Origin of the sequence: Paracoccus fontiphilus (genome assembly GCF_017356265.1) — a bacterium.
Classification (GTDB): domain Bacteria; phylum Pseudomonadota; class Alphaproteobacteria; order Rhodobacterales; family Rhodobacteraceae; genus Paracoccus; species Paracoccus fontiphilus.
In genome coordinates, this window is the sequence record NZ_JAFNAW010000007.1 from 58674 (window position 1) to 85517 (window position 26844).

Here is a 26844-nt window from a genome sequence, read left to right on the forward strand (position 1 = left end):
CTCAGGGAAGAACGACAAGGTTGATCCGGCGGGTTTCGCCTTCGATGCTCATCTCGAAGCTGGTCCAGCCGAAATGCATGGCGCGCAGGTTGATCGTGACCTCGTGCGGGGCAGGGCCCCGGGCGGGAAAGGTCATCGTCTGCGCGCCTTCGGTCAGGCGGCTGTGGTCGGGTTCGGGCTGGATGCGCTCGATCGAGAAGCGGTCGAAGAAGGGCTGCGAGATTTGCACCTCGTGGCTGTCGGCGGGATTGTCGAAGATGATCGCCACGTCGTCCGAGCCTTCCCACCGGGACACCCGCGGCACCTCGGCCGTGGCATGGGCGAACCGGATCGTCTGCTTCTGGAAGACGCCGCCGCTGCCCGTCATGCCCAGGATCGCCAGCAGCATGATGCCGCCAAAGCACCACCAGGCGATCCGCTGCAGCCGCCAATAGCGACGCTGCCTGTCGCGCGGCTCGTCAAGCTGCAGCCCGTCGGGGCGTATCTCCGGAATGGTAAGTCTTGTCCCCTGGCCCATGGCCGGTCTCCGCAAGCTCTTGCTTCTCAAGCAAAAGCAAGCAGGACGGCTTGCGGTTCCATGCCGGGTTCACGGCCGGCCTTGTTCCGTTTCCGGCGGATCGTCGTGAACCTCGGTGGCGTGCCAAAGATTGCGGCCCAGGAACATCACCAGGACGATGGCGACGATGATCGCCACCGCCGCGATGCCCGCGCGGCCAAGGCGCCGGGGGCCGGGCTTGGGCTCGCGGTTCGTCATGACAGCGCCCAGATCGCGCCCAGGATCACCAGCAGGATCATCGCCACGGGCCAGACCAGCACCTGCCAGGCCAGCCTGCTGCGCACGGGCGCCGTGGCGCGGACGTAATCGGTGTCCGACGGTTCGCCCGCCGCCCCGGCGGACCGGTCGATGGGACCGGCCTCGGTCGTCTTCTCGCCGTCTTCGGTCGTGCCGGGCATGATCCTAGCTCCCTTGTGCCATGCCGGGCTTCAGGACCACCTTGGTCCATTCGTCCTGCTTGCCGTGGAAGTTCCTGTAGCCGGTCGGCGCGTCCTCCAGCGACAGGCGATGCGAGATCAGGAAGGTCGTGTCGATCTCGCCCTCCAGGATGCGGTGCAGCAATTCCTTGCTGTAGCGCTGCACATGGGTCTGGCCGGTACGGATCTGCAGGCCCTTTTCCATCAGCGCGCCGATCGGGAACTTGTCGGCCAGACCGCCATAGACGCCGGGGATCGACACCCGCCCACCCTTGCGCACCGCCATCAGCGCCATGCGCAGGGCATGGACATTGTCGGCGCCGATGCCGACCTTCTGCTTCAGCGCGTCCATCAGCGCATCCGGCGAAAAGCCGTGGCTTTCCATGCCCACGGCGTCGATGACCGCGTCGGGGCCGATGCCGCCGCTCATCTCCATCAGGGCTTCCAGCACATGGGTCTGCTTGAAGTCGATGACCTTGGCGCCCAGCTTGCGGGCCAGATCCAGACGATGGGGGTAATGGTCGATGGCGATGACCTGTCCCGCGCCCATCAGCAGCGCTGACTGGATCGCGAACAGCCCCACGGGGCCGCAGCCCCAGACGGCCACGTTGTCCCCGGGCTGGATGTCGGCGTTTTCCGCGGCCATCCAGCCGGTCGGCAGGATGTCGGACAGGAACAGTACCTCTTCGTCGGACGGCCCTTCGGGGATCACGATCGGGCCGACATCGGAAAACGGCACGCGCACGTATTCCGCCTGCCCGCCGGGATAGCCGCCGGTCATGTGCGAGTATCCGAAGAGCCCGCTCATGGCATGGCCATACAGCAGTTCGGACGCTTCCTGCTTTTCCACCGGATTCGAGTTGTCGCAGGCCGAGAACTGCTGCTGCTGGCAGAAGAAGCACGCCCCGCAGGAAATGGTGAAGGGCACCACCACGCGGTCGCCCTTCTTCAGCGTCGATTTCGGGCCGGTTTCCACCACGCGACCCATGAATTCATGGCCCAGGATGTCGCCCGGCATCAGGCCGGGGATCACCGCGTCGTAAAGATGCAGATCCGATCCGCAGATGGCGGTCGCCGTGATCTCGATGATGGCGTCGCGCGGGTTGACGATCTGGGGATCGGGAACGGTGTCCACGCGGACGTCGTGCTTGCCGTGCCAGGTGAGTGCGCGCATCAGTCTGCCTTTCTGTTGGACGAGGTGGCGATCTCGCCGGTTTCGAGAAGCATCTTCAGGCGCTTCAGTTCCTGCTTGCCGCGCATCTTGGGGTCGGCGCCCCTCAGCCTGGCCGCCCATTGCCCGACGATGCCCGCCCGCGGGCGCCAGGCGATATGCGCCTCGACCTCGGTACCCCGTCCGACGGGCGCGTCGCGCAACTGGACCTTGGCCTCGATGTCGATCTCGGCGCCTTCGACGGACCGCCAGGCCAGGGCCTCGTTCTCGCGGTCCTCGACCAGACGGGTTTCCACGGCCAGATGCCCGTCGGGCGTGTCGATGACCCAGGTCACGTCCTCGCCGCTGACCTGAACGGCGGCAAGGCCCTCCATGAAGTCGGTCAGATGGTCCGGCTTGCGCCACATCTCGTAGATGCGGCTGCGCGGCGCGGCGATGGTGACGGTGCGGCCCGCGACCTGGTAGCCGCCGAAGCCGGAACGGCGCGCGGTGCGGCCCGGCGCGCTGTCCGGCGGGCGCTTGGGGCCGGTCTTCAGGATCGCGCTTGCGGCAAGGCCCGCGCCCACGGTCAGGGCAAGCACGGCGGCGGCAAGGGGCAGGTCGGTCTGGCGACGGTGCATCGGAAAACTCCGTGAAACAGGGCGGCCGCCGGAGGACGGCCGCCGTCCTTTGTCAGCGTGATTTCTGGTAAAGCTTGCTGGCGATCTCGAACATCTCCTCGGGCGCGTAGTCCGGGGTGAAGGCCGAGGGGACGCCCGTCAGGTCATGGATCTTGCCGCCCTCGGGCAGGCCGTCCACCACCTCCAGCTCGCCCGGCGGATCGTCGGGCAGGGCGGTTTCCCCGCCGCCGCCCCAGATGCCGCGCATCTCCTCGTAGTCCGAGGGGCTGAAGGTATAAAGCCGGCGGTGCGAGCCTTCGGCCAGATACTTCTGGCATTCCGGAATGTTGCCCAAGGGGATGTTCGGCGTGGGCAGGAACTTGTCCAGATCCACACCCGTCAGCTTCTTCAGCGCCAGGGCATAGGCATGGGCATGGACCGATCCGCGCACCAGCAGATAGCCGCAGACCTCGCGCCCGGTAATGTTGGCGTCGGTCAGCGATTCATAGACCCGCAGCTTGTGCAGCCGCGCGCCGCATTCCAGGTGGAAATTGTGCAGAAGGTCCACGATCACGTTGCCGGTCGTCGTGACCATGTCCGCGTTCCAGGACATCGAGTTCGAGTTGACCGGAACCGCGCCCCCCGCATGGCTGAAGAACGAGGCGGCGGACCGGATGTCCTTCATCTCCTCGAACGGCGCTTTTGAGATGTCGCCGCCGTCGCCCTCGTCACCGCCGGGCTTGTCGGGGCCGTTGGCCAGCATCGCCACCCCGTTCGAGACCAGTTCCACATGGCCCAGTTCCTCGGCCGTGATGGCGGCGACCAGGCTGTAGAAGGGGCGCAGCTTGGATTTGCTGCGGAAGTTGAAGCTTTGGAACATGTAGTTCCCCAGCGTCGACATCTCGCCATACTTGCCGCCAAGCAGTTCCTGCAGGGCGGCGGCGGCGTTCGGGTCTTGTCGCTTGGGGGCAGGCAATTCGACTTGCAGCTTATCGACGCGCAGGAACATGGCTGTTCTCCGGGTGTGGGATGCGAGACAGAAACCCGTGCTGTCTCTTTCCGTTCCCCCGGAGGACCTGAACAAAGGTTAATCGCGCCAGATACCGCCTGTCACAGCAGGCCCGGTTCCCCCGGGGTGGCGGGACGGATGGCGCAGCCCGCGTCCTCGACGGATCGCCGCGACGCGGCCTGGAAAAGGGCGCCGCGGTCGCGAAGCCAGTCGATGAACAGCCGCACGATGCGGCGGTTCATGTGCCGCGTGGGGCAGACGATCCAATAGGCCGGGAACTCGACCGCGGGAAAGCTGGACGACAGGGGCACCAGCGTTCCGCGCTGCAATTCGTCATGGGCCAGCGTCACCGAATCCAGCACCACGCCCGCCCCGTCCCGCGCAAGCTGGATCGCCATCGAGGATCGGTCGAACCGCAAGGGCGCCTGCTCGACCGGCATGTCGATGCCCTGGACGGCCAGCCACAAGTCCCATTGGTAAAGCGCCTTCACGGAATGGATCAGCCGCGACGCCGCAAGCTGCCGCGCGGGGTCATCCGAGACATCCCGCATCCGGTCGCGGTAATCCGGGCTGCAGAGCGGGATGACATAGTCGTTGATGACGCATTCGGAATGCAGCCCCGGCCAGTTGCCCGATCCATAGCGCAGGTCCAGATCCATCGCCTCGGTCTCGAAATCCGAGAAGTCGGGCGAGGCATCGACCCGCACGCCCCATTCCGGGTTGAGATCCAGGAAATCCTTGAGTCGGGGCGTCAGCCAGCGCACGGCAAAGCTGGGGCTGCAGCGCATCGACAACTGGCGGCTGTCGCTTTGGCGCAGGACGGCGGACCTGGCGCCCCGGATCATGCGAAAGGCGGCGGTGGTTGTCTGGAACAGCATCTCGCCGTCCAACGTCAGGGACAGGCGACGGTCCTGGCGGCGGAACAGCTTGACGCCCCATTGCTCCTCAAGCTGCTTCAACTGCTGGCTGACGGCGGCGGTGGACACGCCAAGCTCGGCGGCGGCGTCGGTGACGCGCCCGGTGCGGGCCACGGCCTCGAAATAGGCCAGCGAGTTCAGGTTGGGGTTCAGCGGCATCGGGTCCTCCGACGCCACAGGACCGATTGCGGGGGCGCCCGTCAAGACGCCCCCGCCTGTTTCACGCGATGCCGTTCAGGCGGCGATAGGCGGCGATGACCTGGCTGTCGTCGGCCAGGCCGTTGCCCCACCCGCTTTCGGCCAGGAACATCTGGTGCGCGGCGGCAGCCAGGGGCAGGGCCATGCCGGAGGCACGACCGGCGGCAAGGGCGATACCCAGGTCCTTGACGAAGATGTCCACCGCGCTTGTCACGGGCGGGCTGTCCTGCAACATGCGCGGGCCGCGATCCTTCAGCATCCAGCTTGACGCGGCTGACCCCGACACGATCTCCAGCAGGGTCGCGCCATCGACCCCGGCCTTGCGGCCAAGGGCCAGCGCCTCGCCCGCGGCGGCCAGATGGACGCCGCAGAGAAGCTGGTTGATGGCCTTGACCGTCGCGCCCTGGCCGGGGGTCTGGCCCACGTGGTACAGCTTGTCGCCCATGATGCGCAGCACCGGCGCCACGGCGTCGAAGCTGGCCTGGGGGGCGGCGGCCATGATGGTCAGCGTGCCGCCCTGCGCACCGACCACCCCGCCGGAGACGGGGCAGTCGATCAACTCGCGCCCCTGCGCCGCCACGTCGGCAGCCAGACGCGTGACATCATCCGGCGGGCAGGTCGCCATCAGGCAGACCCGCGCGCCTTGGGGCAGGGCCGCCAGCGCCCCCGCGTCGAACAGCACCGACCGCGCCTGATCGGCATTGACCACCATCAGCACCAGCAGGTCGGCGCCCTCGCAAGCCCCGGCCAGATCGGCGGGGCGGGTGCCGCCCTGCGCGGCCAGCGTGTCCATGGCGGCGTCGCGCATGTCGAAGCCGCGCACCCGGTGCCCCGCCTTCACGAGGTTCCCCGCCATGGGCAGGCCCATCGAGCCCAGGCCCACGAAGGCGATTGTCTTGGTATCGGTCATCGGGGCCTCAGTAGATGGTGAAGGCAGGGACATAGGACATCAGGATCAGCACCACGAAGGCCACCAGGTAGAAGGGCCACAGCTCCTTCACCACGGCGCCGATCGGCACCCGGGCAATGGCCGCGCCGATGAACAGCGTGGTGCCGATGGGCGGCGTGAACAGGCCGATGGACAGGTTGATGCAGATCATCACGCCCATCTGGATCGGGTCCATGCCGATGGCCGCGCCGATGGCCACGAAGGTCGGACCCAACAGCAGGATCGCGGCCGGCAGGTCCAGGAACATACCGACGATCAGCATGATGATGTTCATCATCAGGATGATCAGCACGGCGGTGCCCAGCGTTTCCTGCGCCCAGGCGGCGACAAGGGCCGGGATGCGTTCCGTGATCAGGACATGGCCCACCAGGCTTGACGCGGTGATGACCAGCATCACGACGCCCGTGGTGATGACCGTGCCCACCAGCGCGTCCTTGATCCGCGCCAGCGTCAGGTCGCGATACAGGACCGCGCTGACCACCAGGGCGTAGAAGACGGCGATGACGCTCACCTCGGTCGGCGTGGCGATGCCCGCGCGCAGCAGCACGATGATGAAGAAGGGCATCGCCAGGGCAGGGGCCGCCGAGACCAGCGACTTGCCGAAGCCCATCATCTGCGACCGGTCGGTCAGGCGCGGAAAGCCCCGCAGCCGCCCCGAGAAGTAGCAGACCAGCATGAAGCCGAAGGCCAGCATCAGCCCCGGCAGGATCGCCGCCGAGAACAGCGACGCGATGGAGGCGTTCGACACCGTCGAATAGAGGATCAGCGGGATCGAGGGCGGGATCAGCCCGGCGATGGTCGAGGACGAGGCCGTGACGGCGGCGGCGAAGCCCGCCGGATAGCCCTCGCGCTTCTGCCAGGGGATCAGCATCGACCCTAGGGCCGATGCCTCGGCCACGGCGGAACCCGAGACGCCGCCGAAGATGGTCGAGCCCACAACCGTCACCTGGCCCATGCCGCCGTGATAGCGGCCGACAAGGTTGGCGGCAAAGGCCACCAGCTTCTGGCCCAGCGTGCCCGACATCATCAGCGAGCCCGACAGGATGAAGAAGGGGATCGCCAGCAGGGGAAAGCTTTGCGTGGGCTGGAACAGCTTGACCACGGCCAGGACCGTGGGCGTGCCGCCCTGCCACAGGATCGCGGTGCCCGACGCGATGATCAGCGCGTATCCGACCGGCACTGACAGCACCAGGAAGACGGCGAAAAGGGCGGTCATGACGAAGGTCATGTCATGTGCTCCATGTCAGTGTGGTCGAGGGCGCCGGGGTCGGCGGCATAGGCCACCCGCACCGCGTTCACCAGCGAGGCGATGGCGATGCCGCCAAAGCCGAACAGCATCGAGGTATAGGCCCATGCCTGCCCCAGCCCGGTGATCGGGAAGACCTGCGTCTTGGTGATGGAAATCACCCCCAGCGACAGCCAGGCCAGCGACGCGAAGACAACCGCGACCAGCAGGTGGATCGCCACCATCAGCAGGCGCAGTTGCGATTTCGACAGGTGCCCGCGGATGAATTCCGCCGCGATATGGGCGCCGCGATGCGCGCCGATCACGATGCCGCCCATGATCAGCCAGGGGAACAGCACGTTCGGCACCTCGTTCGGCCAGCCAAGCCCGGCGCTGGTGAAATAGCGCACGACGACCTCGGCCATCAGCGCCAGGAAGATGATCACGACCGCCGTGGTGGCGATCGCGACGGCGATGCGGTCGAGCACAAGCCCGACCGCATTGGCTGCGCGCAAGACGGTGGGGTCCGCCTTGCCGTTGCCCAGGGGAACGCCCACCGTCTGCATGTTACCGGCCCGCCGCCTGCGCGGCCGCGACGATCTCGTCCACCAGTTCGGGGAACTGGCCCCGCCACTTTTCATAGACAGGCTGCGTGGCCTCGATGAACGGTGCGGGATCGACGTCGTTGAAGGTGACGCCGGCCTTTTCCATTTCGCCCTTCAGCGACTCGGTCTGCTCGCGCACCATCTGGCGGTTCAGCGTGCCTGCCTCGGCGGCGGCGTCGCGGATGATCTGCTGGTCCTCGGGCGAGAGCGTGTCCATGATCATCTTCGATGCCAGAAGCGGGGTCGCCTCGTACTTGTGGGCGGTCATCGAGATGAAGGGCTGGACCTCGTGCAGCTTGGACGAGTGGATGTTGATCAGCGGGTTTTCCTGGCCGTCCACCACGCCCTGCTGCAACGCGATATACAGTTCCGAGAATGCCATCGGCGTGGGCGAGGCGCCAAGCGCGGTGAAGATGTCGATGGTCATGGGATCGGGCGGCGTGCGGATCTTCATGCCGGCCAGATCAGCGGGCGTGGTGATCGGCCCTTTGGAGTTCGACACCTCGCGGATGCCGTTGTTCCACCAGGACAGCACGACCAGGCCCTGCGCCTCGGCGGCGGCCTCGATCTTGTCGCCGACGGGGCCGTCCATCACGGCCTCGGCCTGGTCCAGGTTCTGGAACAGGAAGGGCAGGCCCAGCAGCGCCATTTCCGGCACCACGGCCGAGGTCGCGCCCTGAGAGTTGGCGGAAAACGCGATGGTGCCAAGGCGCATGTTGGTGATGGTTTCGGCGTCGTCGCCGAACTGGGCCGCGCCGCCCACGTCCACGTTCAGCCGGCCGCCGGACTTTTCCTTGACCAGTTCCGCGAATTTCTCGGATGCGACGTCCTTGGGATTGCCCGCCGCCGCGTTGTGCGACAACTGGAAGTTCTGGGCCGCGACCGGTCCCGCGCAAAGCGCGATCGCCGTGGCGGCAAGGAAATGACGAAGTTTCATGTGGCCCCTCCCAGAGCTGTTGCTGTCCGGCAAGAGGAAGGCAGGCCCCGGTGATGTGCAACGGTCCTGACATGAAGGCGCGAACGGCCCGCGACATTCAGGATCGGCTGCGTGCGATTGGGGGCCAAAGCGTCCTCCTCGCTCGGCTATCCGAAACCCTGTCCGATTTCCATCACTGCGTCATCTAAGTTTTGCTTAGCAAACCCGCAGGAAAACTTAATTGCAACCGCCGGGCTTTGGCGCTTCCTAAAAGACGCCGTGGGTCCCGACAGGGTCCACTGCTAGGGAGAGGAATCATGCAACATGAACGCTCGGCAGCCACGCTGTCGAACACCAGTCTTGCACGCCGCGCCTGGGAAATCCGCCGCAAGGCGGTCCGCATGGGCGAGGTGCAGGGGCAAGGCTACGTCGGACAGGCGTTGGGCGTCGCGGACGTTCTGGCGGTGTCCTATTTCCACGCGTTGAACTATCGCCCCGCCGACCCCGAATGGGAAGGCCGCGACCGGTTCCTTCTGTCCATCGGCCATTACGCCATCGCGCTCTATTCCGCGCTGATCGAGGCGGGCATCCTGCCCGAGGCAGAACTGGAAACCTATGGCGCCGACGATTCGCGCCTGCCCATGTCGGGCATGGCCGCCTATACGCCGGGGATGGAGATCACCGGCGGGTCGCTGGGCCAGGGCCTGGGCATCGGCGTCGGCATGGCGATGGGCCTGAAGGCCAAGAAGAACCCCGCCTTTGTCTATAACCTGATGTCGGACGGCGAGTTGGGCGAAGGATCGACCTGGGAAGCCGCGATGGCCGCCGCCCATCACAAGCTGTCAAACCTGATCTGCATCGTCGATTTCAACGACCAGCAGGCCGACGGGAAATCCACGGAAACCCTGTCCGCCGAACCCGTCCACGACAAGTGGGCCGCCTTCGGCTGGCACGTGCAGCGCGTGGACGGCAACGACATCGACGCGCTTGTCGCGGCCTTCGACACCGCCCGGAACCTGGCCGACGACCGCCCCCGCGCCATCGTCTGCGACACGGTGATGTGCAAGGGCGTGCCGTTCCTCGAAGCGCGCGAGATCACGCATTTCGTCCGGGTCGAGGCCGACGAATGGCAGAAAGCCCTGTCCGTCCTTGACGAAACCAAGCCGGAGTGACGCCCATGACCATCCAGCACCGCTATGACCCGCACCGCAAATGGGAACCGCGCCAGCCCGGCACCGGCGGGGGCAAGACCTCGGCCATGATCGCCTCCCTGGCGGCGGAAGGCTATGACGCCGTGCCCGCACCCTTCGGCCACGCCCTGGTCGAGGAAGCGAAGAAGAACGACCGCATCGTCGGGCTGACGGCGGACCTGGCGAAATACACCGACCTGCACGTCTTCGCAAAGGCATTTCCCGACCGCTTCTATCAGATGGGCATGGCCGAACAGGTGATGGTCTCCGCCGCCGCCGGCATGGCGCGCGAGGGCTTCATCCCCTTCGCCACCACCTATGCGGTCTTTGCGTCGCGCCGCGCCTACGACTTCATCGCCATGGCCATTGCCGAGGAATACCTGCCGGTCAAGATCGTCTGCGCCCTGCCGGGCCTGACCACCGGCTACGGCCCCAGCCACCAGGCGACCGAGGATCTGGCGATCTTCCGGGGCCTGCCCAACCTGACCATCGTGGACCCCTGCGACGCCATTGACGTGGCCGAGGCCGTGCCCGCGATCACCGCCCATCCTGGCCCGGTCTACATGCGCCTTCTGCGCGGCAACGTGCCGTCGGTCATCCACAAGCACTGCCCCGACTACAGGTTCGAACTGGGCAAGGCGAAGCTTCTGCGCGACGGGACGGATGCGCTGATCATCTCGTCCGGGTTCATGACCATGCGCGCCCTTGATGCGGCCGTGGCGATGGAAAAGGACGGCACCTCGGTCGCCGTGCTGCACTGCCCGACGATCAAGCCGCTGGACACCCGGACCATCCTGGCCGAGGCCGGAAAGGGCGGCCGCCTGATCGTCACCGCCGAAAACCACACCGTCGTCGGCGGCCTGGGCGAGGCGGTGGCATCCACGCTGCTGACCAACGGCGTCACGCCGCAGTTCCGCATGATCGGCCTGCCCGACCAGTTTCTTGACGCGGGCGCGCTGCCCTCGCTGCACGACCGCTATGGCATCTCGACCGAGGCGATCATCCGCCAGGTCCGCGGCTGGCTTTGACTGACACCCAAGGGAGGAAACCCATGACTACCGCTTTGCTCGACGGCAAGTTCGCCGTCATCACCGGCGCCGCATCCAAGCGCGGCCTGGGCCTTGCCACCGCGCGGCTGTTCGCCAAGCATGGCGCCACCGTCGCGATCCTGGATCTGGACGAGGCCGCCGCCAAGGAAGCCGCCGCCGAATTGGGCGAAAACCACGTCGGCATGGCCTGCAACGTCACCGATCAGGACAGCGTGAAGCAGGCGATGGACGCGCTGATCCAGAAATGGGGCCGCATCGACATTCTGGTCAACAATGCAGGGATCACGCAGCCTCTGAAGATCATGGAGATCGGGCCCAAGAATTACGAGGACGTTCTGGACGTGAACCTGCGCGGCACGCTGTATTGCAGCCAGGCGGTGATCCCGCACATGCGCGAGAACAAGTCGGGCAAGATCGTCAATATGTCCTCGGTTTCCGCGCAGCGCGGCGGCGGCATTTTCGGTGGACCGCATTACTCGGCGGCCAAAGCGGGCGTCCTGGGCCTGACCAAGGCGATGGCCCGCGAACTGGCGCCCGACAACGTGCGCGTCAACGCGATCTGCCCCGGCTTCATCGCCACTGACATCACCGCCGGCAAGCTGACCGACGAGATGCGTGCCTCCATCAACGCGGGCATCCCGATGGGCCGTCCCGGCACCGCCGACGAGGTCGCGGGCTGCGCGCTGTTTTTGGCCTCGGACATCTCGTCCTATGTCACCGGGTCCGAAGTCGATGTGAACGGCGGCTCGCTGATCCACTAAGCATTGCGGCGCCGGGCGACCGGCGCCGTTCTTATGGGGGGAAAGACATGAAACTCGGCCTTGGCAGCTATGCCTTCCGCTGGTCCATCGGCATCAAGGACAAGCAACCCGCCACGCCCATGACGGCAATGGAGGTGCTGGAGATCGCGCACGGCCACGGGTTGTCGGTCGTGCAATATGCCGACAACCTGCCGCTGGACCGCCTGTCCGCCGACGAACACCTGGCACTGAAGGCCCGCGCCGACGCATATGGCATGACGCTGGAACTGGGCACGCAATCCTTCAATGCCGACGAACTGGCCCGCTACATTCCCATCGGCCAGCGGATCGGCTCGAACATCCTCCGCGTCGCCCTGGATGCCGAGGACGCGCTGATCCCCGTCCCCGACCTCGCCGCGCAACTGCGCGAACTTCTGCCCGACGGCAAGGCGGCGGGCCTGCGCTTCGCCATCGAGAACCATTTCAACTATCCCTCCCCCCGGATGGTGCAGTTGCTGGACGCGGTGGCCGACGACGCGCTTGGCGTCTGCCTGGACGTCGCCAACTCGATCTGCGCGGGCGAATGGCCGATGGAGACGGTGCGGATGCTGGCGCCCTATGCCATCAACCTGCACTTCAAGGACTACCAGATCACGCCAGACCCCTACGGCGTGGGCTTCCGCATCCATGGCACGCCGCTGGGCGAGGGACGCGCCGAACTGGCCGAGGTCCTTGACGCCCTGTCCCACTGCGACCCGGACATGAGCGTCATCTTGGAGCACTGGCTGCCCCACTCTGACGACATGGAGGCCACGCGCGCCCTGGAGCATGACTGGCTGGACCGCACGGTCGCCGCGGCGAAGCGGATGGTTGCCGGACGATAGCCGCCATCAGGATTTCACGCGGCATGAAACCCGACGCCCCCCGCACCGTTGAGGAGCATGTCCCTTCGCCGCGCCGAGAACCCTGCCAGTGTCGGGCCCGTTTTCCGGGCGGCACTTGATCACTTCGACCCGGACCGGCGCCCGCTGATCCTGGGTCACTTCGATGCCGACGGGCTGTCGGCCGCGGCGATCCTGGCGCAAGCCATGGACCGCGCGGGACGTCCGGCCGACATCCGCATCATGGGCAAGGGCGAAAACCCCTGGTCCCCCCACATCCGCCGGCAACTGGAGGAACGCCAGCCCGGCGGCCTTGTCGTGACCGATCTGGGCATGCAGCAGGGCGACATCCTGCCGGGCGTGCCCACGATCCTGGTCGATCACCACGTCCCCACGGGCAAGCCGGGCGGGACGGTCGTGATCTCGGGCAACGGCTGGCTGCCCGAGCCGACCTCGTCCCTGCTGGCCTGGTGGTGCGCCAACGGGGTGGGGCAGGGCGACGACCTTCTGTGGCTTGCGGCCATGGGGCTGATCGGCGACATGGCGGACGGCGATTTTCCGGAACTGGCCGAGGCGCAGGCCCGCTATGGCAAGACCGCGCTGCGCGACGCCGTCTCGCTGGTGAATGCGCCGCGCCGGACCGCTGCGGCCGATGTCGGCCCGGCGCTGGCGCTGCTGATGAAATGCGACTCGCCCAAGGAACTGCTGCGGGGCGGGCATCCCGAAACGGCCGTGCTGCAGGCCGCCAAGGCCGAGGTCGCGGCGGAATTGGAAGGCGCCAAGCGCGTGGCCCCGAAGGTGCGGGGCGATATCGCCCTGATCCGCTTTTCATCGCCCTGCCAGATCCATCCGCTGGTGGCCCAGGCATGGCGCGGACGGCTGCGGGACAAGATCGTGCTGGCGGCCAATACGGGCTATCGCCCGGGCTGGGTGCACTTTGCCGCGCGCAGCGCCACCGGCACGAACCTGATCGGCTTTCTGGCAAGCCACCGTCCCGCCGGCGCGGGCACGGAATACGGCAGCGGCCATGCCCAAGCCACGGGCGGCGCGCTGCAACCTGCCGACTGGAACGACTTCGCCGTCCGGATCGGCTTTCCCGAGGAACAGGTGCCCTTATGAACGAACGCCCCCTGCGTCTGGGCTTTCCCGTCAAGGTGATGGGACGGCCCGGAATGAAAAGCAACGACACGCGGCGCTGGAGGCAGAACCCGCATCTCAAGACCTCGCTGGAATACGTCGACGCGATCCTGGACTACCTTGTCGAGGTCGGCATCGACATGTACCGCATGTCCTCGGACCTGGCGCCCTATGCGACCCATCCCGACATGCCGCAGTTCCATTCCATGGTGGCCGAAAGCGATGCCGAACTTGCGTCCCTGGGCCGCAAGGCACGAGCCCTCGACATGCGCCTGTCCTTTCATCCGTCGCAATTCGTGCTGCTGAACAGCCCGGACCAGGCGCTGACGACGAAAAGCATCTGGGATCTGGCCTCGCAGGCCGAGATTCTGGACCGCATGGGCATGGGGCCGGAAGGCGTCCTCGTGACCCATGTGGGCGGGGTCTATGACGATCGAGAGGCAAGCCGCGCCCGCTGGATCAAGGGATACGAGCAGTGCCCCGACCATGTCCGCCGCCGCCTGGTCCTGGAAAACGACGACATCCGCTTTTCCGCGGCCGACGTGCTTTGGATCCACGAGCGCTGCGGCGTACCGCTGATCTTCGACTACCAGCATTTCTGGTGCCTCAACCCCGAAGGATCGGCGCTGCGCCCGACCGTGGAACGCTTCATCAAGTCCTGGCCGGAAGGCGTGCGGCCCAAGATTCACTTCTCGTCCCCGCGCACCGAACTGCGCGAGATCAAGCGAAAGATCACGGACAAGGAACGCGCCACCCTGAAATCCGCCGCGCCCGCCAAGGGTGGCGCCCTGACCAAGGCCGTGGTCAAGCCCACGTCGCGCTTCAAGACCGTCCTGCTTCCCCCGATCTGGACGGGGCACGCGGATTTCACCAACCCGTTCGAATTAGCGACCTTCATGCGCGATGCGGAAGGCCTGGACTTCGACGTGATGCTGGAGGCAAAGACCAAGGACCTGTCCTTGCTGAAGCTGAGGGGGGACCTGTTCCGCTACGCCCCCGACGTCGCGACACGCTTCGGGATCGGCTCCGACGACACGGCGGAAGACATGCTGGATCAGGGCATGGAGGCAGAGGAAGCGTCATCAGATTAGGCTTCGTCTGTCTGCCGCCAGCGCTCGATCTTGCGGCGCTCGGAAAGGGAAAGGTGAGAGAACCGAACCTTCATTCCTATGATCCTTTCATGGCTCAACCCATTGTTGAGCACAGAAAGTCGCATTTCAGGATAGCGCGTCCCCCCTCTACAGGCTCTGTTGTCACCAAGTTAAAATGTCGCCTGGTGCCATTTAGAAATGTCGCATGGGGCTGGAGCGATAAGCCGGCCCCGGCCCGCTCTCCAGCACAAGGGCCGTAGGGACGGGGCCGGCGACAGCGCGCCGTTTGCAGGTTTCGGTTATCGTGGCTGAGGGCTATGTGAGCCCATCTTTATTGTGCAGGTGGTTGCAGGATCTGCGCAGCCTGAACTTCTGCCGCGCGTCGTTCGGCGCGCTTGTCGAGCCAGCTCTTCCGACCAGACCCGCGCTTGCCGGTCGGCGTGTAGCGCGTTCGCTGCTTGCCGATCGGGCCGATTTCGGGTGACGCGGCCTCTTGCCGGGCCATCACCCAGGACAGAACCTCGCACAGCCGCTTGTTCTCGGTGATGCTGGCATGGGTGGCGCGCTGCTGGCTTGGATCGAAGGCGCGATAGGGCAGAGAAACACCTTTCCAGCGGATCTCCAGCCCCCGGTCGGCATGAGCATAGGTCTCGACATAGTGGCCGATCGCACTGCGCGCGTGGGGGCTGTCTTCGAGGATGAACTTCCGGCGTTCATAATGCACGACGAGATTGTGGCCGACCTGGCGTTGGTCGCGGGCGCAGAGGATGTTCTTCAGCCGGGACGCGGCCATGTTCAGCGGCCGGTGCAGGTCATCGGACCGGGCAGGAGCATAAGCAAACCGCCCATTGTGGCGCGCCATGAAGCCGGGAAGAAAGGCGTTGGCGGCTTCCATGTCGGAAATGCCGGCAAGCCGCAACTCCTTGACCAGGCGATCCTGCAAGGTGCGGTTGGCCCGCTCGACACGACCCTTGGCCTGAGAGCTGTTGGCGCACAGGATCTCGATGTTCAGTTCGCAAAGTGCTCGGCCGCATTGCGTCATGCCATGGCCGGACTTCGCCTCATTGGGTGCACGGCCGCGTGCGCAATGTGTCAGACCAGCGACGCCTTCGGTGCCGAACCGGACCAGCAGCCGGTGCAGCTGACGACGGCTGAGGTTCAGCACAACCGCCGCGTCGCTGGCGCGCAACCGTCCAGCTACGACATCTCGCAAGACCGCTGCGCGGCTCAGGTCTCGTTCGCTCATCATCACCCATCCCATGTCCACGCTCCCAAGGATCGACACGATGCTCATCCGAAGGAGTGTGACATTCCTGAATTGCCAAGGTGAGACATTTTAGCTTTGCATGTGAACTCACGCCGAAGCGCAAACCCTAGCTTTTCTTTCTATTCCAGTCTGTTTCTGATGGCCATCAGGTTGCTTTCGAAGACCTCCGCAGGTGTCCGGTAGCCCAGGCACTTCCGGGGCGTGGCGTTCAGGCGCTGACACATCATCCTCATCGAACGCGGCGTCAACTGCAACACAGCAGTGTCTCGAGGCAGATAGCGGCGTAGCCGCCGGTTTATGTTCTCGACCGAGCCCTTTTGCCACGGCGCTTGCGGGTCGCAGAACCAGGCCTTCGTGCCCATGCCACTCTCCAACTCGCGCCAAGCCACGAACTCCAGGCCGCGGTCAAAGGTGATCGAGCGCCGCGCCTCGACGGGCAGGGGTGACATCTCATGAATCAGTCGGTTCATGAGAGGCTTGGACTTCCGGTCATTGTTGCGCAGCAGAACGGTGTAGCGGGTCTTGCGTTCGATCAGCGTCGCCACATTGGCGTCGCCCTGAGCCCGCTCAAAGATCATCAAGTCGCCCTCCCAGTTGCCGAACTGGCTACGATTGTTGATCTCGGGCGGCCGGTTGTGAATGCTCGTTTCCACAGGAAAAACCCGGTTGTGGGGGGTGCGGGCATAGCGCGGCTTCCGCTTACGGCGCCGCTCGGGCAGGAGGCGGGCCAGCTGCGCTGACTGTCCTTCGGCAGAATAGACATACTGGTAGATCGTCTCATGGCAGAGCCTGTGCGGGGCGCCGGGTTCAATCCTGAGCCGGCCTGCAATCTGTTCCGGCGACCAGCCTTCGTGCAGGCAGCGGATCACTTCGGCACGCAGATCCGGAAGACGCTCGAGCTTGCGCCGACGCGACCGCCTGCGGTCGGCTTGGGACTGAGCCGTCACATGCCAGTAGCCATCAGCCTGCGGCACGTCCTTGTCATGCCACCAGTTGCGTTTGACTTCGCGGGTGATGGTCGAGCGATCACGGCCGAGCATCGCCGCAATCTTCGTCTTCGGCACCTTGGCCTGCAACATACGCGCTATCACGCGGCGTTCATCGAGCGTCAGGTTGGTGAAAGGGCGCCTCATCACATCCTCCTGAATAGCTTCAGGAAACTATCGAGTGATGCATTCCAGAATGGAATGTGCCCGCCTACAAGCTCAGACATTTATAAGCATAGTTATGGAGCAAAAACAGCGCTGATCCTATATCAGCGTCACAGCTTTCAGTGTGTCCAGTAGTCTTGTTTTCGACACGCGTTCTCGGGTTCCGCAATCACTTGCAGCGCGCTTGGCTGTGGTGGCCGACGCAACCCCGATAGCGCACCAGCACGACCTCGTGCCGGTCGGCGCCGTTGAGGAAGTCGTGGTTCTGCGGAACCTATAGCGCGGCAATCCGGGTGTGACTTGCGCGACGGTCCGGATGAGCTTCCATGCCGCGGCGTCGCTGAGGTTGTCACGCTGGTTGTCGCCGGCAACGTCGCCGTCACATTCTGGTTGCCGCGCCGCGTCAGGCTTTGGGGTGTTCCTGATTGTCGCGCGGGCCGCCGGACGGCCCCGCTGGCGTTTGCCCTCGAGGGCCGAGCGGCGTCGATGGCGTTCGACGTTCATCCCGAAGATGGTGGCGTGGTGAACCAGGCGGTCGACGGCTGGTGAAGAGGACGCGCCAGCCGTTCTCGATCAGCGCAAGGCCGGGTGCGCCGCGAGATGCCTCCTGCCGCCTCCTGGCGGGCCGGACATCCGCCCGGCGGCCCCCTTGGCAAGCCGGCTGTCGCCGGCGGCCATGGCCATCGCCCGAGCCTTCGCGCTCATCGGGACCGCCTCGGCGGCGAAGCTGTCGAGCGTCCTTCCAAGGCGGCAGGCGAGCGTCCGCCAGGTGCCTCGTGATCCTGCGCCGCGAATGGATGACAAGGGGGGTCGTTCACCACCCGGCCAGGCTTGCCAGTGGCCCCCGCGCGTCCCCCGCGGCAGGGTCGGCAGATGCGTTGCGCCGATGAGGACCTCCAGCCGGTCATCGGACAGGCGCACCCGCAGCCGATGTCCGACCAGACGGGAGGGCACGGTGTGGAAGACCTTGCGCAAGGTGGAGCCGCCCGGGCCGGAGACGCTGACGATCACCTCCTCGAAATCGGTGCTGCGGCGGGCCGGAAGGTCCTGCAGGGGGGCCGTTCGGCCGCGATCCCCTTGCCGCGGGCGGCATTCCCGCGCCCGACGATCATCGTCGATGACGGCGCGGCAGTTGCCGAGGTCAGCGAAGTCGGAACTGCCGCGCATCAGCAGGGCATCCCGGATCGCCCCCCTGAAAGGGTCGTGGGCGCTTTCGACCGACCCGTTCTCATGGGCGGCGCCCTTGTTGTTGCGCGTCGGGACCATGCGGCCGGGGGTGCACGGAGCCTCGCATCGCGTCGCTAGGCCGGTCCGGGCCTCGGCGTCGGGAGTGCGGAAAGGGTGAGGAGGACCGGCGGAAGGTCCGGTGGACCCTGCCCGGCGCGCGAAAGGCTGACGGTGCGACGGGACGCCGGGGCGCCGCCTGCCGTCCACAAGACGTTCCGAAGCCCTTCGGCCAGGGCCACAAGGCGCTCGCCGCCGGGAAGGACATGGGCCTGCTCGAACCCCGGCCACGGCAGGCGGACGTGGGGGAGCAGATGATCAGGCCGTTCGCCCGCGACCGTGACCCCGAGCGCCCCTGTCGGTGAAATCCGGCCGGCCGAGCCGGCCCGGTCCGTGGACCTGCCGGAAGATCACCTCCCGGTCTTCCCCGTGCAGGGCCCGCCAGGCCCGGATCCGGCGCTCCGGCGTCCGGCGGATGCCCGGCCGCAACCCGGGATGACGGCGCAGCATCTCCTCGAAGATGGCGAGGGGCCGTAGCCCGGGTGCAGCCTGCAGCGGCGGCATCGCGACGGCGGCCACGGGGCGCCCCCTTCCGCGAGGGCAGACGCGTATCCTGCGCGATCCGGCAGCCCGTCGCCCGGCCCGGGCCCGCCTTTGCGGCGGCGGCCCCGATCGAATGGTCCCGTCCCGGCTTCATGACAGGCCTCGCCTGAGGATCGGTTGCAGGGCGCCCCGGCACAAAGGTGGTTCTCCAGTCCTGAAAAACCACCAGCGCAGGGCGGCGACCGCGGTCACAGACCCGGGAAGTCCGGCCGCAACGCCTCATCCTCATCGACGCCGAACCTCATCCCGTCCGTCGCGCAGCAGCGCGCCTTCAAGGCAAGGAGCGTGATCCGGAACTGGCCTCGGGCCGGGCCGGGCAGGATCGGCTGGGCATGGCGGCCATCAAGCAGGCCTTCGATGGCAGCCGGGGGCGACACGGCGCGCGAAAGGTGTGGCATCAGTTGCGCCGCGAGGGGCGCGCCATCGCCCGGCTCGCACGGTGGAACGGCTGATGAAGGCGATGGGATTGCAAGGTGTTGTCCGCCGGGGCAAGAAAGTCGTCACGCCGATGCGGCTCAGCCCTGCCCGGACGACAAGGTGAACCGGGCCTTCGTGGCGGACATGCCGGACCAGCTCTGGGTCAGCGACCTCACCTCGCTCTCAAGCTGGCAGGGCCCTCGCCATGCTCTCTCGGACCAGGGGCGTTCCCATGGCTCGATCCATGTCGCCCTCGTGATCGACGTCCTTGCCCGCAAGATCGTCGGCGGGCGCGTCTCGACTTCGATGGCCACCGGTTTCGTCCTTGATGCCCTGAACCAGGCGATCTGCCGGCGGGCGCCATCCGAGGCTGGCAAGCTGGTCCATCACGGCGACCGGGGCAGCCAGCATCTGTCGATCCCATACACGGAACGGCTGGCCGAGGCGGGCATCGACACCTCGGCCGGCAGCGTCGGGGGCTCCCATGGCAACGCTCTGGCTGAAAGCATCATCGGCCTGTTCAGGACCGAGGTCATCAAGTTCCTCGGACCTTGGAAGTCCGTCGGTCAGGTCGCGTGGGAAACCCTGAAGCGGATCGACTGGCATCACACGACGGGCCTGCACCGCGCCATCGTTTGCGTCACCCCGAACGAAGCAGAGGGGGCCGTCCACGCAAGCTTGAACGCTGACGAAAAAGCAGCCTCATCAATGAAACAGAAACGCTCCGGCAAACCCGGGGCGGTTCACTCAGGTCATTGAGCCTCGATCCGCACCGGCGCGCCCTTGTAGGCCGGCGTCTTCGAGGCGATGTCGTGATGGGCAAGCGGAACAAGGGGATTGGCCTCGGGATAGTAGGCGGCGACGCAGCCGGCCGGCAGGTCATAGGGCACCACGGTCAACCCCTCGACGCGGCGGGTGATGCCGTCCTCGACCGCGGATACCAGGCTCACGCGCTGGCCTTCGGCGACGCCGGCGCGGGCCATGTCGGCGCGACCGATCAGGACGATCATCCGGTCGCCTTCCAATCCCCGCAACCGGTCGCGATAGCCGTAGACCGTCGTGTTGAACTGGTCGTTCGACCGCAGCGTGACCAGCGTGAAGGCCCCCTCCCCCGGCTCCGATCCCAAGGCCGACAGGCTGGGCGGCACCGTGAACTCGGCCCTGCCGGTTTCGGTCTTCCAGTCGCGCCTGCGGGCCGAGTTGCCGCGGTAAAAGCCGCCGGCCTTGAACAGCCGTTCGTTGAAGCCGTCGAACTGGTCGGGATAGGTTTCCTCGATCAGGTCGCGGATGCGGCCGTAATCGGCGATCCAGTGGTCCCAGCGCACCCGAGGGTTTGGCGGCAGCGTCGCCTTGGCGATGCCCGCGACAATGGCCGGTTCCGACAGAAGGTGGCGCGAGGCCGGGGACCGCCGCCCCATCGAGCCGTGGATATGGCTGAGGCTGTCTTCCATCGACACCGCCTGCGGCCCGGTCTTCTGCTGGTCGCGTTCGGCCCGCACAAGGCAGGGCAGCAGCCACGCGCTCCCGCCCACCAGCAGGTGCGATCGGTTCAGCTTGGTGGCGATCTGCACGTTCAGATCCAGCCGCGCCCAGGCGGGCTCGGCCCGGTCCAGGTCGGGAATGGCCCGCGCGAAGTTGCCGCCCAGGCTGACGAAGCCCTTGACGGTGCCGTCGATGACGCCCTGGACCACCTCGACGGTGGTCATGCCGGTGTCGCGCGGCGGGTCGAAGTCGAACATCTGCGCCAGCCTGTCCAGCGGCACCAGTTCGGGCTTTTCGGAGATGCCGACCGTGCGCTGGCCCTGCACGTTGGAATGGCCGCGCACCGGGCAGATGCCGGTGCCCGGCCGACCGATATGGCCACCCATCAGCAAAAGGTTCACCAGCATCCCCACGCTGTCGCCGCCATGGACATGCTGCGTCAGGCCCATGCCATAGACACCGATCACGCGCTTCGAGGCCGCGAAAAGCCCCGCCACCTCGGCCAGATCGCCCTGGCTCAGGCCCGAGGCGGCCTCGATCCCGGCCCAGGACTGCGCGCGGACCCAGGTCTCGAAGGCGTCGAAGTCGTGGCAATGCCGGTCGATGAAGTCGCGGTCCAGGGCGCCGTGGTCGAACAGGTGCTTGCAGATGCCCGCGATGGCCGCGATGTCGCCGCCGGGGCGCAGTTGCAGGTAGATGTCGGAAATGGGCGTCCCCCGTCCCGACAGCATCTCGGTCGGGCTTTGTGGGTTCATGAACTCGACCAACCCGCGTTCGCGGATCGGGTTGAAGGTCACGATCCTGCAGCCGCGCTTTACCGCCTGCTGGATCGGGTGCAGGAACCGCGGGCTGTTCGACCCGGTGTTCTGGCCGAAGAACAGCATGAGGTCGCAATGCTCGAAGTCCTCCAGCACGCAGGTGCCGACCGGCGCGCCGATCGTCCGTTTCAGGGCCACGCTTGTCGTCTCGTGGCACATGTTGGAACTGTCGGGCAGGTTGTTGTGCCCGTAGAGCCGCGCAAACAGCGCATAAAGATAGGACGTCTCGAGGCTGGCCCGGCCCGAGGCGTAGAAGACCGCCTTTTTGGGGTCCATGGCCTTCAGGCTGGCGCCGATGGCCGCGAAGGCCTCGGGCCAGGTCGCCTCGACATAGCGGTCGCTGCCTGCGTCATAGCGCATGGGATGGGTCAGGCGGCCCACGGCCTCGAGGTCGTGGTCGGGCCAGTCGCGCAGTTCGGCCAAGGTGTGGCGGGCGAAGAAATCCGGGGTGCAGCGGTCGCGGGTCAGATCCCACAAGGTCGCCTTTGCGCCGTTTTCGCAGAATTCGGCCAGGTGGGGCGACGGCGGCTTGGCCCAGGCGCAAGAGGTGCACATGTGTCCGCCCGGCTTGTTCTGGCGGCGCAGGGTTTCAAGGGTGCCCAGGCGGATGCGGTCCTGGGTGGCATGGCGCAGGACGCTTTTCAACGACCCCCAGCCGCCGGTCGGCGCATCGTAGAAGGGCGTGGTCGGGTCCTGCTCGCGTTCGCCGGTCATGGCGTCACTCCCTCGGCAGCGGCGGGTTCATGGATCGGGCAGCCGTTGAAGCCGGCCCGGAACGCGGCGGACATCCGGTAGGGCTCGCGTCGCGCACGGTTGATCGCGCCAAGCGGACGATGGGCCTGGATGCCCGTCCAGACCGAGAAGCGCATATGTTCATCGACCAGACCGGCGGCATCCTCGCTCCATCCCGGCTGGGCCAAGGCATGAAGGCGGGCCACCGTGACAAAGGGGCTGAGTGTTTCGTCCCAAAGAACCGACGGATCCTCGACCGGCATCCTGTCCAGGTCGCGGCACAGTTGCACGCGCAGGTTCCAGACGGCATCGCCCGCCTGCATGTCGGCGGCCATCGTCTCGCGCAGGGCATCGGGGCGGCCCCTGGTGTCGATGATTTCCCCGCGGTGCCGCGTCAGCGTGTCGGAGGCGGGCTCCAGCGACAGCTTGGCGATGTGATCACCATGGCGGAAAGGTGTCTGGGTATAGTAGGTCTCGCCCAGGGGATGCACGTTCGGCGCGCCGCCCAGGGTCTTCAGCGTGGCACTTTCGCCGCCCACGGCCTCGACGGCCTTTTCCGCGCCCCGCAGGACGGCGGACAGTCCCCGCTTGGCCCATTCGGCGCGGTCGGTGGTCCTGGCCAGCAGCTTCAGGCTTTTCAGGAAGGTGGCGGGATCGGGGGCGGAAAAGACTGGCCCGTTGACGAAGATGAAGTCTTGGGTCCGTCCCTCGGCCCCGTCCAGACGCTCGCCTTCCACGCCCATGATCTTCAACGCGACCCCGCGCGGGACCGAGATCCCGTCGTGCAGCAGATCGCCCGGATTGGTCGAGATGCGCAGGATCGCCGGATGACGGCCGGGTTTCGCGAACAGCCCTTGCGCCAGTTCGGGGGAAAGGCCGGGCAGGATCTCCAGCTCTCCCCTGATGATGCCGTGGCTTTTCGCATGGACCGCGCGGACGGCGTGGCCGTAATCCCTGGACGTGGTTTCAAGGATGTCGCGCAGGGCGTCGGACAGGCCGCGGATCACCTCGGCCTCGTCGGTGGACACGGTTTCCACGTCGGGGGAATAGCGGACGGCTGGCTGCATGACGGTTCCTTGCTGCGGTGGGCGTGGCAGGAAACAACAGCCGTCCGGGCGGATGCGTTCCGGCGCCGGGGCCGTCACGGGATCACAAGTCAGGCAATCGCGGGATTCACGTTCGACAGGAAGTGGTACAGCGCCTCGGTGTCCAGGGGTTTCGGCATCGGGAAAAGCCCCATGCGCGCGCAGCGTTCCCGCAGGCCGGGCGAGCGGTCGGCCGAGATGATGCGCGCGGGCCGCCAGCCGAAGCGCCGCCGCAGCATGGCGACAAGATCCAGCCCGTCGGTGTCGTCGTTCAACTGGTAGTCGATCAGCATGGCGTCGGGAACGAAGTCCATCTCGTCGATCAGGGCGATGGCGTCCTCGGGGCCCTCGGCGTCCAGGACGGTGATCCCCCAGCCTTCCAGAAGCGCGACCATGGCGCGGCGCAGTTCGTGGTCGTTGTCCACCAGCAGGACAAGCAGCCCTGTCCCTACAAGCGACGGCAGGTGACGCGGGTCGCCGCCGTCCGGGCTTGCCCCTGACCGCGTGGCGGCAAGCGGAACCGTCACCCGGAAGACGCTGCCCCGGCCGGGGCGCGACAGCAGATCCAGCCCGTGGCCCAGCCGGGCGCAGGCGCGTTCGACGATGGCAAGCCCAAGGCCCATTCCCTCGGACGCCGAGGCGCGGCGGTGAAGGCGGCGGAACTCCTCGAAGATCACGGCCCGGTCCTCGTCTCGGATGCCGGGGCCGGTATCCCAGACCTCGATGCAAAGGCGATCGCCCCGACGGCGCGCGCCGACGACGACGCCGCCCTTTTCGGTATAGCGGATCGCGTTCGAGATCAGGTTCTGCACGATCCGTTGCAGGTACAGCCCGTCGCTGATCACATGCGCATCGGTCGGATAGACGCGAAAGCGCAGACCCTTGGCCGCCGCAACCGGCGCAAAGCTGGAGGCAAGCGAGGACAGGATGTCGTTCAACGCCAGGTCGCCCTGCTGAAGCTGTTCTTCCTCGGTTTCCAGGCGCGAGATGTCCAGCAGCGCCTCGATGATGCGCTCCACATGGGTCAGGGCCTCGCCCGCCTTCTGGACATTGGCGTTGCTGCCGGCGGCATCGGCGGCGGACAGGTACAGCTTGGCCGCCGACAAGGGCTGCAGCAGGTCGTGGCTGGCCGCCGCGACAAAGCGCGACTTCGAGGCGTTGGATCGTTCGGCCCGCGCCAGCGCGTCGCGCAATTCGTCGGTGCGGGCGGCGACGCGGGCTTCCAGATCCTCGTTGGCGCGGGCAAGGCGGCGCAGCGCGTCGCGTTCGGCGGTCACGTCGGTCAGGGACAGCACGAAGCCGTCATCGGGCAGCCGTTGCGCGAAACCGTCCAGCGTCATACCGCCGTCGCGCCCCGCCAGTTCGAAGGACAAGGCCCCTCGGGCGCCCCCGTCCTGCATCCAGGCGGCGATGCGGGCGGCGGAGTCGTGGTCGGCCAGGCGGAACAGTTGCTGCAACTGCTCGGTCACGCGCTGGAACCGGGTGCCCAGCGTGAAGGTCTGCGGCGGCAGCCCGGTCAGGATGCGAAAGCGCCGGTTCCAGCCCGCCAGCAAGCCCTGCGCGTCGAAGATCGCCACGCCTTGCGCCAGGTGGTCCAGCGTGGCGCGGATGATGCGGCCCTGGTTGTCCAGCAGGCGTTCGCGTTGTTCCCGTTCGGCCCGCATCAGGTCGGACACGTCGGTCTGCACGATGGCGGTGCCGGAATTGGCGGTCCGGTGCTCAGACACCTGCATCCAGCGGTCGTCCGTCAGCGCCAGGTTGAAGATGACGTGATCCCGCCGGTGCCGCTGCATCCGCGACCGTGCCCAGCTTTCCGGCGTCGTGTCCGCCGGAAGCTGCAGCGTGGGCGACAGGCTGACGACGCGGATGTAGTCGGCAAAGGCCATGCCGGGGCGCAGTTGCGCGCGCACGTCGGGCATCTGCCAGCAGAAGCGGCCGTTGAACAGCAGCAGCACGTCATCGACGCCGAACAGGGCAAAGCCTTCCTGCACGGCCTCGATGGCGCTGGCGAGGTCCCGGCGCGCGGCCTCGATCTCGGCATTGGCGGCCGACAGGCGGGCATTGGATTCGTTCAGCAGCCGCAGGGCGCGTTCCAGTTCCTCGGTCCGGCGGCGGACCTGGTCTTCCAGGACCACGGCGTGTTCGAACTGCGAATAGGCGGCGCCGTCGCGGTCGGTCTGCGCCTCGACCCGGCGCATCAGGACCTGGCTGATCTTCTTCAGCCGGGCCATCTGCACCTCGACGGGTTCGGAGGGATCGACCAGGTTGTCCATCACCTAATCCTCGGGGGCATAAAGGGCGACGCCGGTCATGGTCAGGTTCACATGCATGGCGCCGAACTGTTCGCCATAGGTGGAAAAGCCCGTGACGTTGTGGCGGGCCAGCACCTCGGACACCTCGCGCACCTGCTGCTTCTGCTGCGCCTCGATCCGGCGCAGGATGCAGTCGCAGGCCAGGATGCTGTCGGGCGGACCCGCCGCAGCCAGCCCGGCAAGGTTGTCGTCCAGCGACCGGGCGATGTCGCGCGGGGTGGCCAGCGTCAGCACCACGCCTTCGTCGATGGCGCTGAAGAACACCAGGTCGGTGCCGTTTTCCACCCGCTGGATGGACCGGACGTGATAACGCCCCCCGACCCGCACGACCAGGGGATGGGCCGCGAAGGTGAAGGGGTCTAGTTGCCCGGCGGGCTTGCCCAGCAGGCGGGCGTATTCGATGGCGGCGGGGGCGGCGTTGATCTCCCGCACCTGGCGGCGGGCGGGGTCGGCGCCGGTCACGACCATCTGGCCGGTGCCCACGTCCAGGTGGTCGAAGCTGAACACCTTGACCGGGCAGCGGGTGCGCACGAAGGTCAGGAACGCCGCGTTGGTCAGCACCCGCGCACCCTGCGCCACATAGCTTTGCCCGAACCGCGCCCCGTCCCCCGCCGATCCGCCGAACAGCGGCACGGGGCCAAGGCCATAGCCCAGCGCCGCCATCAGCGCGTCCTCGCGGAAATGGCTGCCATCGACCATCAGATAGGCGAATTCGTGGACAAAGCCCGGATGGGCCGCCGCCAGGAACTGGCGGGCGCGGATCATCCGGTCCACCAGGGCCGAGGGCTCGATGCGGTCCAGATCGGCGATGGCGATGGTCTCAACGGCGAAGTCGCGGCTGGGGAACCCCACGGCGACGATCCGGTCCTCGACATAGCCGCCCGCGATTTCGCCCGCTGTGGTGCAGCCCAGGGTCGGCGTGTCGCCGAAGGCTTGGCAGGCCGCCGCCATGGTCGCCGCGAAATCCGCCGTGGGCGAGGCAAAGACCAGAACAAGCGCCAGCCCCGGCCCCAGTTCGGCCGCCAGGTGCCGCATCGCGGCCGGATCACCGGCGGCAGCCTGCCCCCGGCGCAAAACCCGTCCGGCCGCACCCCTGCCCATGCC

At 66.8% G+C, this 26844-nt stretch carries 26 protein-coding genes and 1 pseudogene; 9 read left to right on the forward strand and 18 right to left on the reverse strand.

The annotated features are described in order from the left end of the window. Position 1 precedes the first annotated feature (1 nt). The 11 genes from J0F76_RS04415 to J0F76_RS04465 all read right to left on the reverse strand — a co-directional run bounded on the left by J0F76_RS04415 (position 2) and on the right by J0F76_RS04465 (position 8582). Positions 2-517 (reverse strand): hypothetical protein, encoded by a 516-nt coding sequence (locus J0F76_RS04415; RefSeq protein ID WP_207466152.1) that lies wholly within the window; start codon positions 515-517, stop codon positions 2-4. 69 nt (positions 518-586) lie between these two features. Further along, complete coding sequence (locus J0F76_RS04420; RefSeq protein WP_207466154.1) at positions 587-754, reverse strand: hypothetical protein; 168 nt, start codon at positions 752-754, stop codon at positions 587-589. Next, positions 751-954 carry a hypothetical protein gene (locus J0F76_RS04425; protein ID WP_207466156.1) on the reverse strand — a complete coding sequence of 68 codons (204 nt, stop codon included), beginning with the start codon at positions 952-954 and terminating at the stop codon, positions 751-753. The genes J0F76_RS04420 and J0F76_RS04425 overlap by 4 nt, the downstream gene beginning before the upstream one ends. 4 nt (positions 955-958) lie before the next feature. Further along, positions 959-2146, reverse strand: coding sequence for a zinc-dependent alcohol dehydrogenase (locus J0F76_RS04430; protein ID WP_207466158.1), 1188 nt, complete (start codon positions 2144-2146; stop codon positions 959-961). Continuing rightward, entirely contained in the window at positions 2146-2763 is a 618-nt protein-coding gene (locus J0F76_RS04435) for an SRPBCC family protein (protein ID WP_207466160.1), read from the reverse strand. Before J0F76_RS04435 ends, J0F76_RS04430 begins: the two co-directional genes overlap by 1 nt. 52 nt (positions 2764-2815) lie before the next feature. Beyond that, positions 2816-3751 (reverse strand): manganese catalase family protein, encoded by a 936-nt coding sequence (locus J0F76_RS04440; RefSeq protein WP_207466162.1) that lies wholly within the window; start codon positions 3749-3751, stop codon positions 2816-2818. A 101-nt stretch (positions 3752-3852) separates the two neighbouring features. Next, on the reverse strand, positions 3853-4827 hold the full coding sequence (locus J0F76_RS04445) for a LysR substrate-binding domain-containing protein (RefSeq protein WP_207466164.1): 975 nt from the start codon (positions 4825-4827) through the stop codon (positions 3853-3855). A 61-nt stretch (positions 4828-4888) separates the two neighbouring features. Further along, positions 4889-5776, reverse strand: coding sequence for an NAD(P)-dependent oxidoreductase (locus tag J0F76_RS04450; protein WP_207466167.1), 888 nt, complete (start codon positions 5774-5776; stop codon positions 4889-4891). A 7-nt stretch (positions 5777-5783) separates the two neighbouring features. Further along, positions 5784-7043 (reverse strand): TRAP transporter large permease, encoded by a 1260-nt coding sequence (locus tag J0F76_RS04455; protein ID WP_207466169.1) that lies wholly within the window; start codon positions 7041-7043, stop codon positions 5784-5786. Continuing rightward, on the reverse strand, positions 7040-7606 hold the full coding sequence (locus J0F76_RS04460; protein ID WP_207466171.1) for a TRAP transporter small permease: 567 nt from the start codon (positions 7604-7606) through the stop codon (positions 7040-7042). The genes J0F76_RS04455 and J0F76_RS04460 overlap by 4 nt, the downstream gene beginning before the upstream one ends. 1 nt (position 7607) lies before the next feature. After that, positions 7608-8582: a TRAP transporter substrate-binding protein gene (locus J0F76_RS04465; RefSeq protein ID WP_207466174.1), complete on the reverse strand. Its 975-nt coding sequence runs from the start codon at positions 8580-8582 to the stop codon at positions 7608-7610. 296 nt (positions 8583-8878) lie between these two features. Between J0F76_RS04465 and J0F76_RS04470 the strand changes: the two genes are divergently transcribed. From J0F76_RS04470 to uvsE, 6 genes are read left to right on the forward strand one after another with little or no spacing between them, the layout of a single operon-like run. Beyond that, on the forward strand, positions 8879-9733 hold the full coding sequence (locus J0F76_RS04470; protein ID WP_207466176.1) for a transketolase: 855 nt from the start codon (positions 8879-8881) through the stop codon (positions 9731-9733). Positions 9734-9738: 5 nt separating this feature from the next. Then, positions 9739-10779: a transketolase family protein gene (locus J0F76_RS04475; RefSeq protein ID WP_207466178.1), complete on the forward strand. Its 1041-nt coding sequence runs from the start codon at positions 9739-9741 to the stop codon at positions 10777-10779. A gap of 23 nt (positions 10780-10802) precedes the next feature. Continuing rightward, entirely contained in the window at positions 10803-11561 is a 759-nt protein-coding gene (locus J0F76_RS04480) for an SDR family NAD(P)-dependent oxidoreductase (RefSeq protein ID WP_207466180.1), read from the forward strand. A gap of 47 nt (positions 11562-11608) precedes the next feature. Next, positions 11609-12424, forward strand: coding sequence for a sugar phosphate isomerase/epimerase family protein (locus tag J0F76_RS04485; protein ID WP_207466183.1), 816 nt, complete (start codon positions 11609-11611; stop codon positions 12422-12424). A 57-nt stretch (positions 12425-12481) separates the two neighbouring features. Further along, the gene (locus J0F76_RS04490) at positions 12482-13540 is read left to right on the forward strand and encodes a DHH family phosphoesterase (protein WP_207466185.1); all 1059 of its coding nucleotides are present in this window, start codon (positions 12482-12484) and stop codon (positions 13538-13540) included. Next, positions 13537-14649 carry a UV DNA damage repair endonuclease UvsE gene (gene uvsE, locus J0F76_RS04495; protein ID WP_207466186.1) on the forward strand — a complete coding sequence of 371 codons (1113 nt, stop codon included), beginning with the start codon at positions 13537-13539 and terminating at the stop codon, positions 14647-14649. The genes J0F76_RS04490 and uvsE overlap by 4 nt, the downstream gene beginning before the upstream one ends. A 331-nt stretch (positions 14650-14980) precedes the next feature. Here uvsE and J0F76_RS04500 read toward each other — a convergent pair whose 3' ends face one another. Together J0F76_RS04500 and J0F76_RS04505 are read right to left on the reverse strand one after the other, a co-directional pair. After that, entirely contained in the window at positions 14981-15943 is a 963-nt protein-coding gene (locus J0F76_RS04500) for a helix-turn-helix domain-containing protein (RefSeq protein WP_377707155.1), read from the reverse strand. Between the two features lie 92 nt (positions 15944-16035). Further along, positions 16036-17049: an IS30 family transposase gene (locus J0F76_RS04505; protein WP_207466189.1), complete on the reverse strand. Its 1014-nt coding sequence runs from the start codon at positions 17047-17049 to the stop codon at positions 16036-16038. Positions 17050-17367: 318 nt separating this feature from the next. On the opposite strand from J0F76_RS04505, the gene J0F76_RS21135 reads away from it, so the two are divergent. Then, positions 17368-17616: a hypothetical protein gene (locus tag J0F76_RS21135; RefSeq protein ID WP_278250397.1), complete on the forward strand. Its 249-nt coding sequence runs from the start codon at positions 17368-17370 to the stop codon at positions 17614-17616. 303 nt (positions 17617-17919) lie between these two features. Here the strand turns inward: J0F76_RS21135 and J0F76_RS20840 are convergent. Continuing rightward, positions 17920-19030 (reverse strand): annotated as a pseudogene (locus J0F76_RS20840) (IS21 family transposase); the annotation flags it as partial. A 196-nt stretch (positions 19031-19226) separates the two neighbouring features. Between J0F76_RS20840 and J0F76_RS21340 the strand changes: the two are divergent. Together J0F76_RS21340 and J0F76_RS04525 are read left to right on the forward strand one after the other, a co-directional pair. Continuing rightward, positions 19227-19346, forward strand: a complete 120-nt coding sequence (locus J0F76_RS21340) for an IS3 family transposase (RefSeq protein WP_207466193.1) — start codon at positions 19227-19229, stop codon at positions 19344-19346. Between the two features lie 109 nt (positions 19347-19455). Further along, positions 19456-20070 carry a DDE-type integrase/transposase/recombinase gene (locus J0F76_RS04525; RefSeq protein WP_207466195.1) on the forward strand — a complete coding sequence of 205 codons (615 nt, stop codon included), beginning with the start codon at positions 19456-19458 and terminating at the stop codon, positions 20068-20070. Here J0F76_RS04525 and J0F76_RS04530 read toward each other — a convergent pair. The 4 genes from J0F76_RS04530 to J0F76_RS04545 form a co-directional block, all read right to left on the reverse strand. Next, positions 20064-22325 (reverse strand): FdhF/YdeP family oxidoreductase, encoded by a 2262-nt coding sequence (locus J0F76_RS04530; protein ID WP_207466204.1) that lies wholly within the window; start codon positions 22323-22325, stop codon positions 20064-20066. The two genes, J0F76_RS04525 and J0F76_RS04530, sit on opposite strands and share 7 nt — an antisense overlap. Further along, the gene (locus J0F76_RS04535; protein ID WP_207466206.1) at positions 22322-23410 is read right to left on the reverse strand and encodes a catalase family protein; all 1089 of its coding nucleotides are present in this window, start codon (positions 23408-23410) and stop codon (positions 22322-22324) included. Before J0F76_RS04535 ends, J0F76_RS04530 begins: the two co-directional genes overlap by 4 nt. Positions 23411-23499: 89 nt before the next feature. Further along, positions 23500-25701: a hybrid sensor histidine kinase/response regulator gene (locus J0F76_RS04540; RefSeq protein ID WP_242689981.1), complete on the reverse strand. Its 2202-nt coding sequence runs from the start codon at positions 25699-25701 to the stop codon at positions 23500-23502. Positions 25702-25704: 3 nt separating this feature from the next. Continuing rightward, positions 25705-26841 (reverse strand): FIST N-terminal domain-containing protein, encoded by a 1137-nt coding sequence (locus tag J0F76_RS04545; protein WP_207466211.1) that lies wholly within the window; start codon positions 26839-26841, stop codon positions 25705-25707. Between the last annotated feature and the right edge of the window lie 3 nt (positions 26842-26844).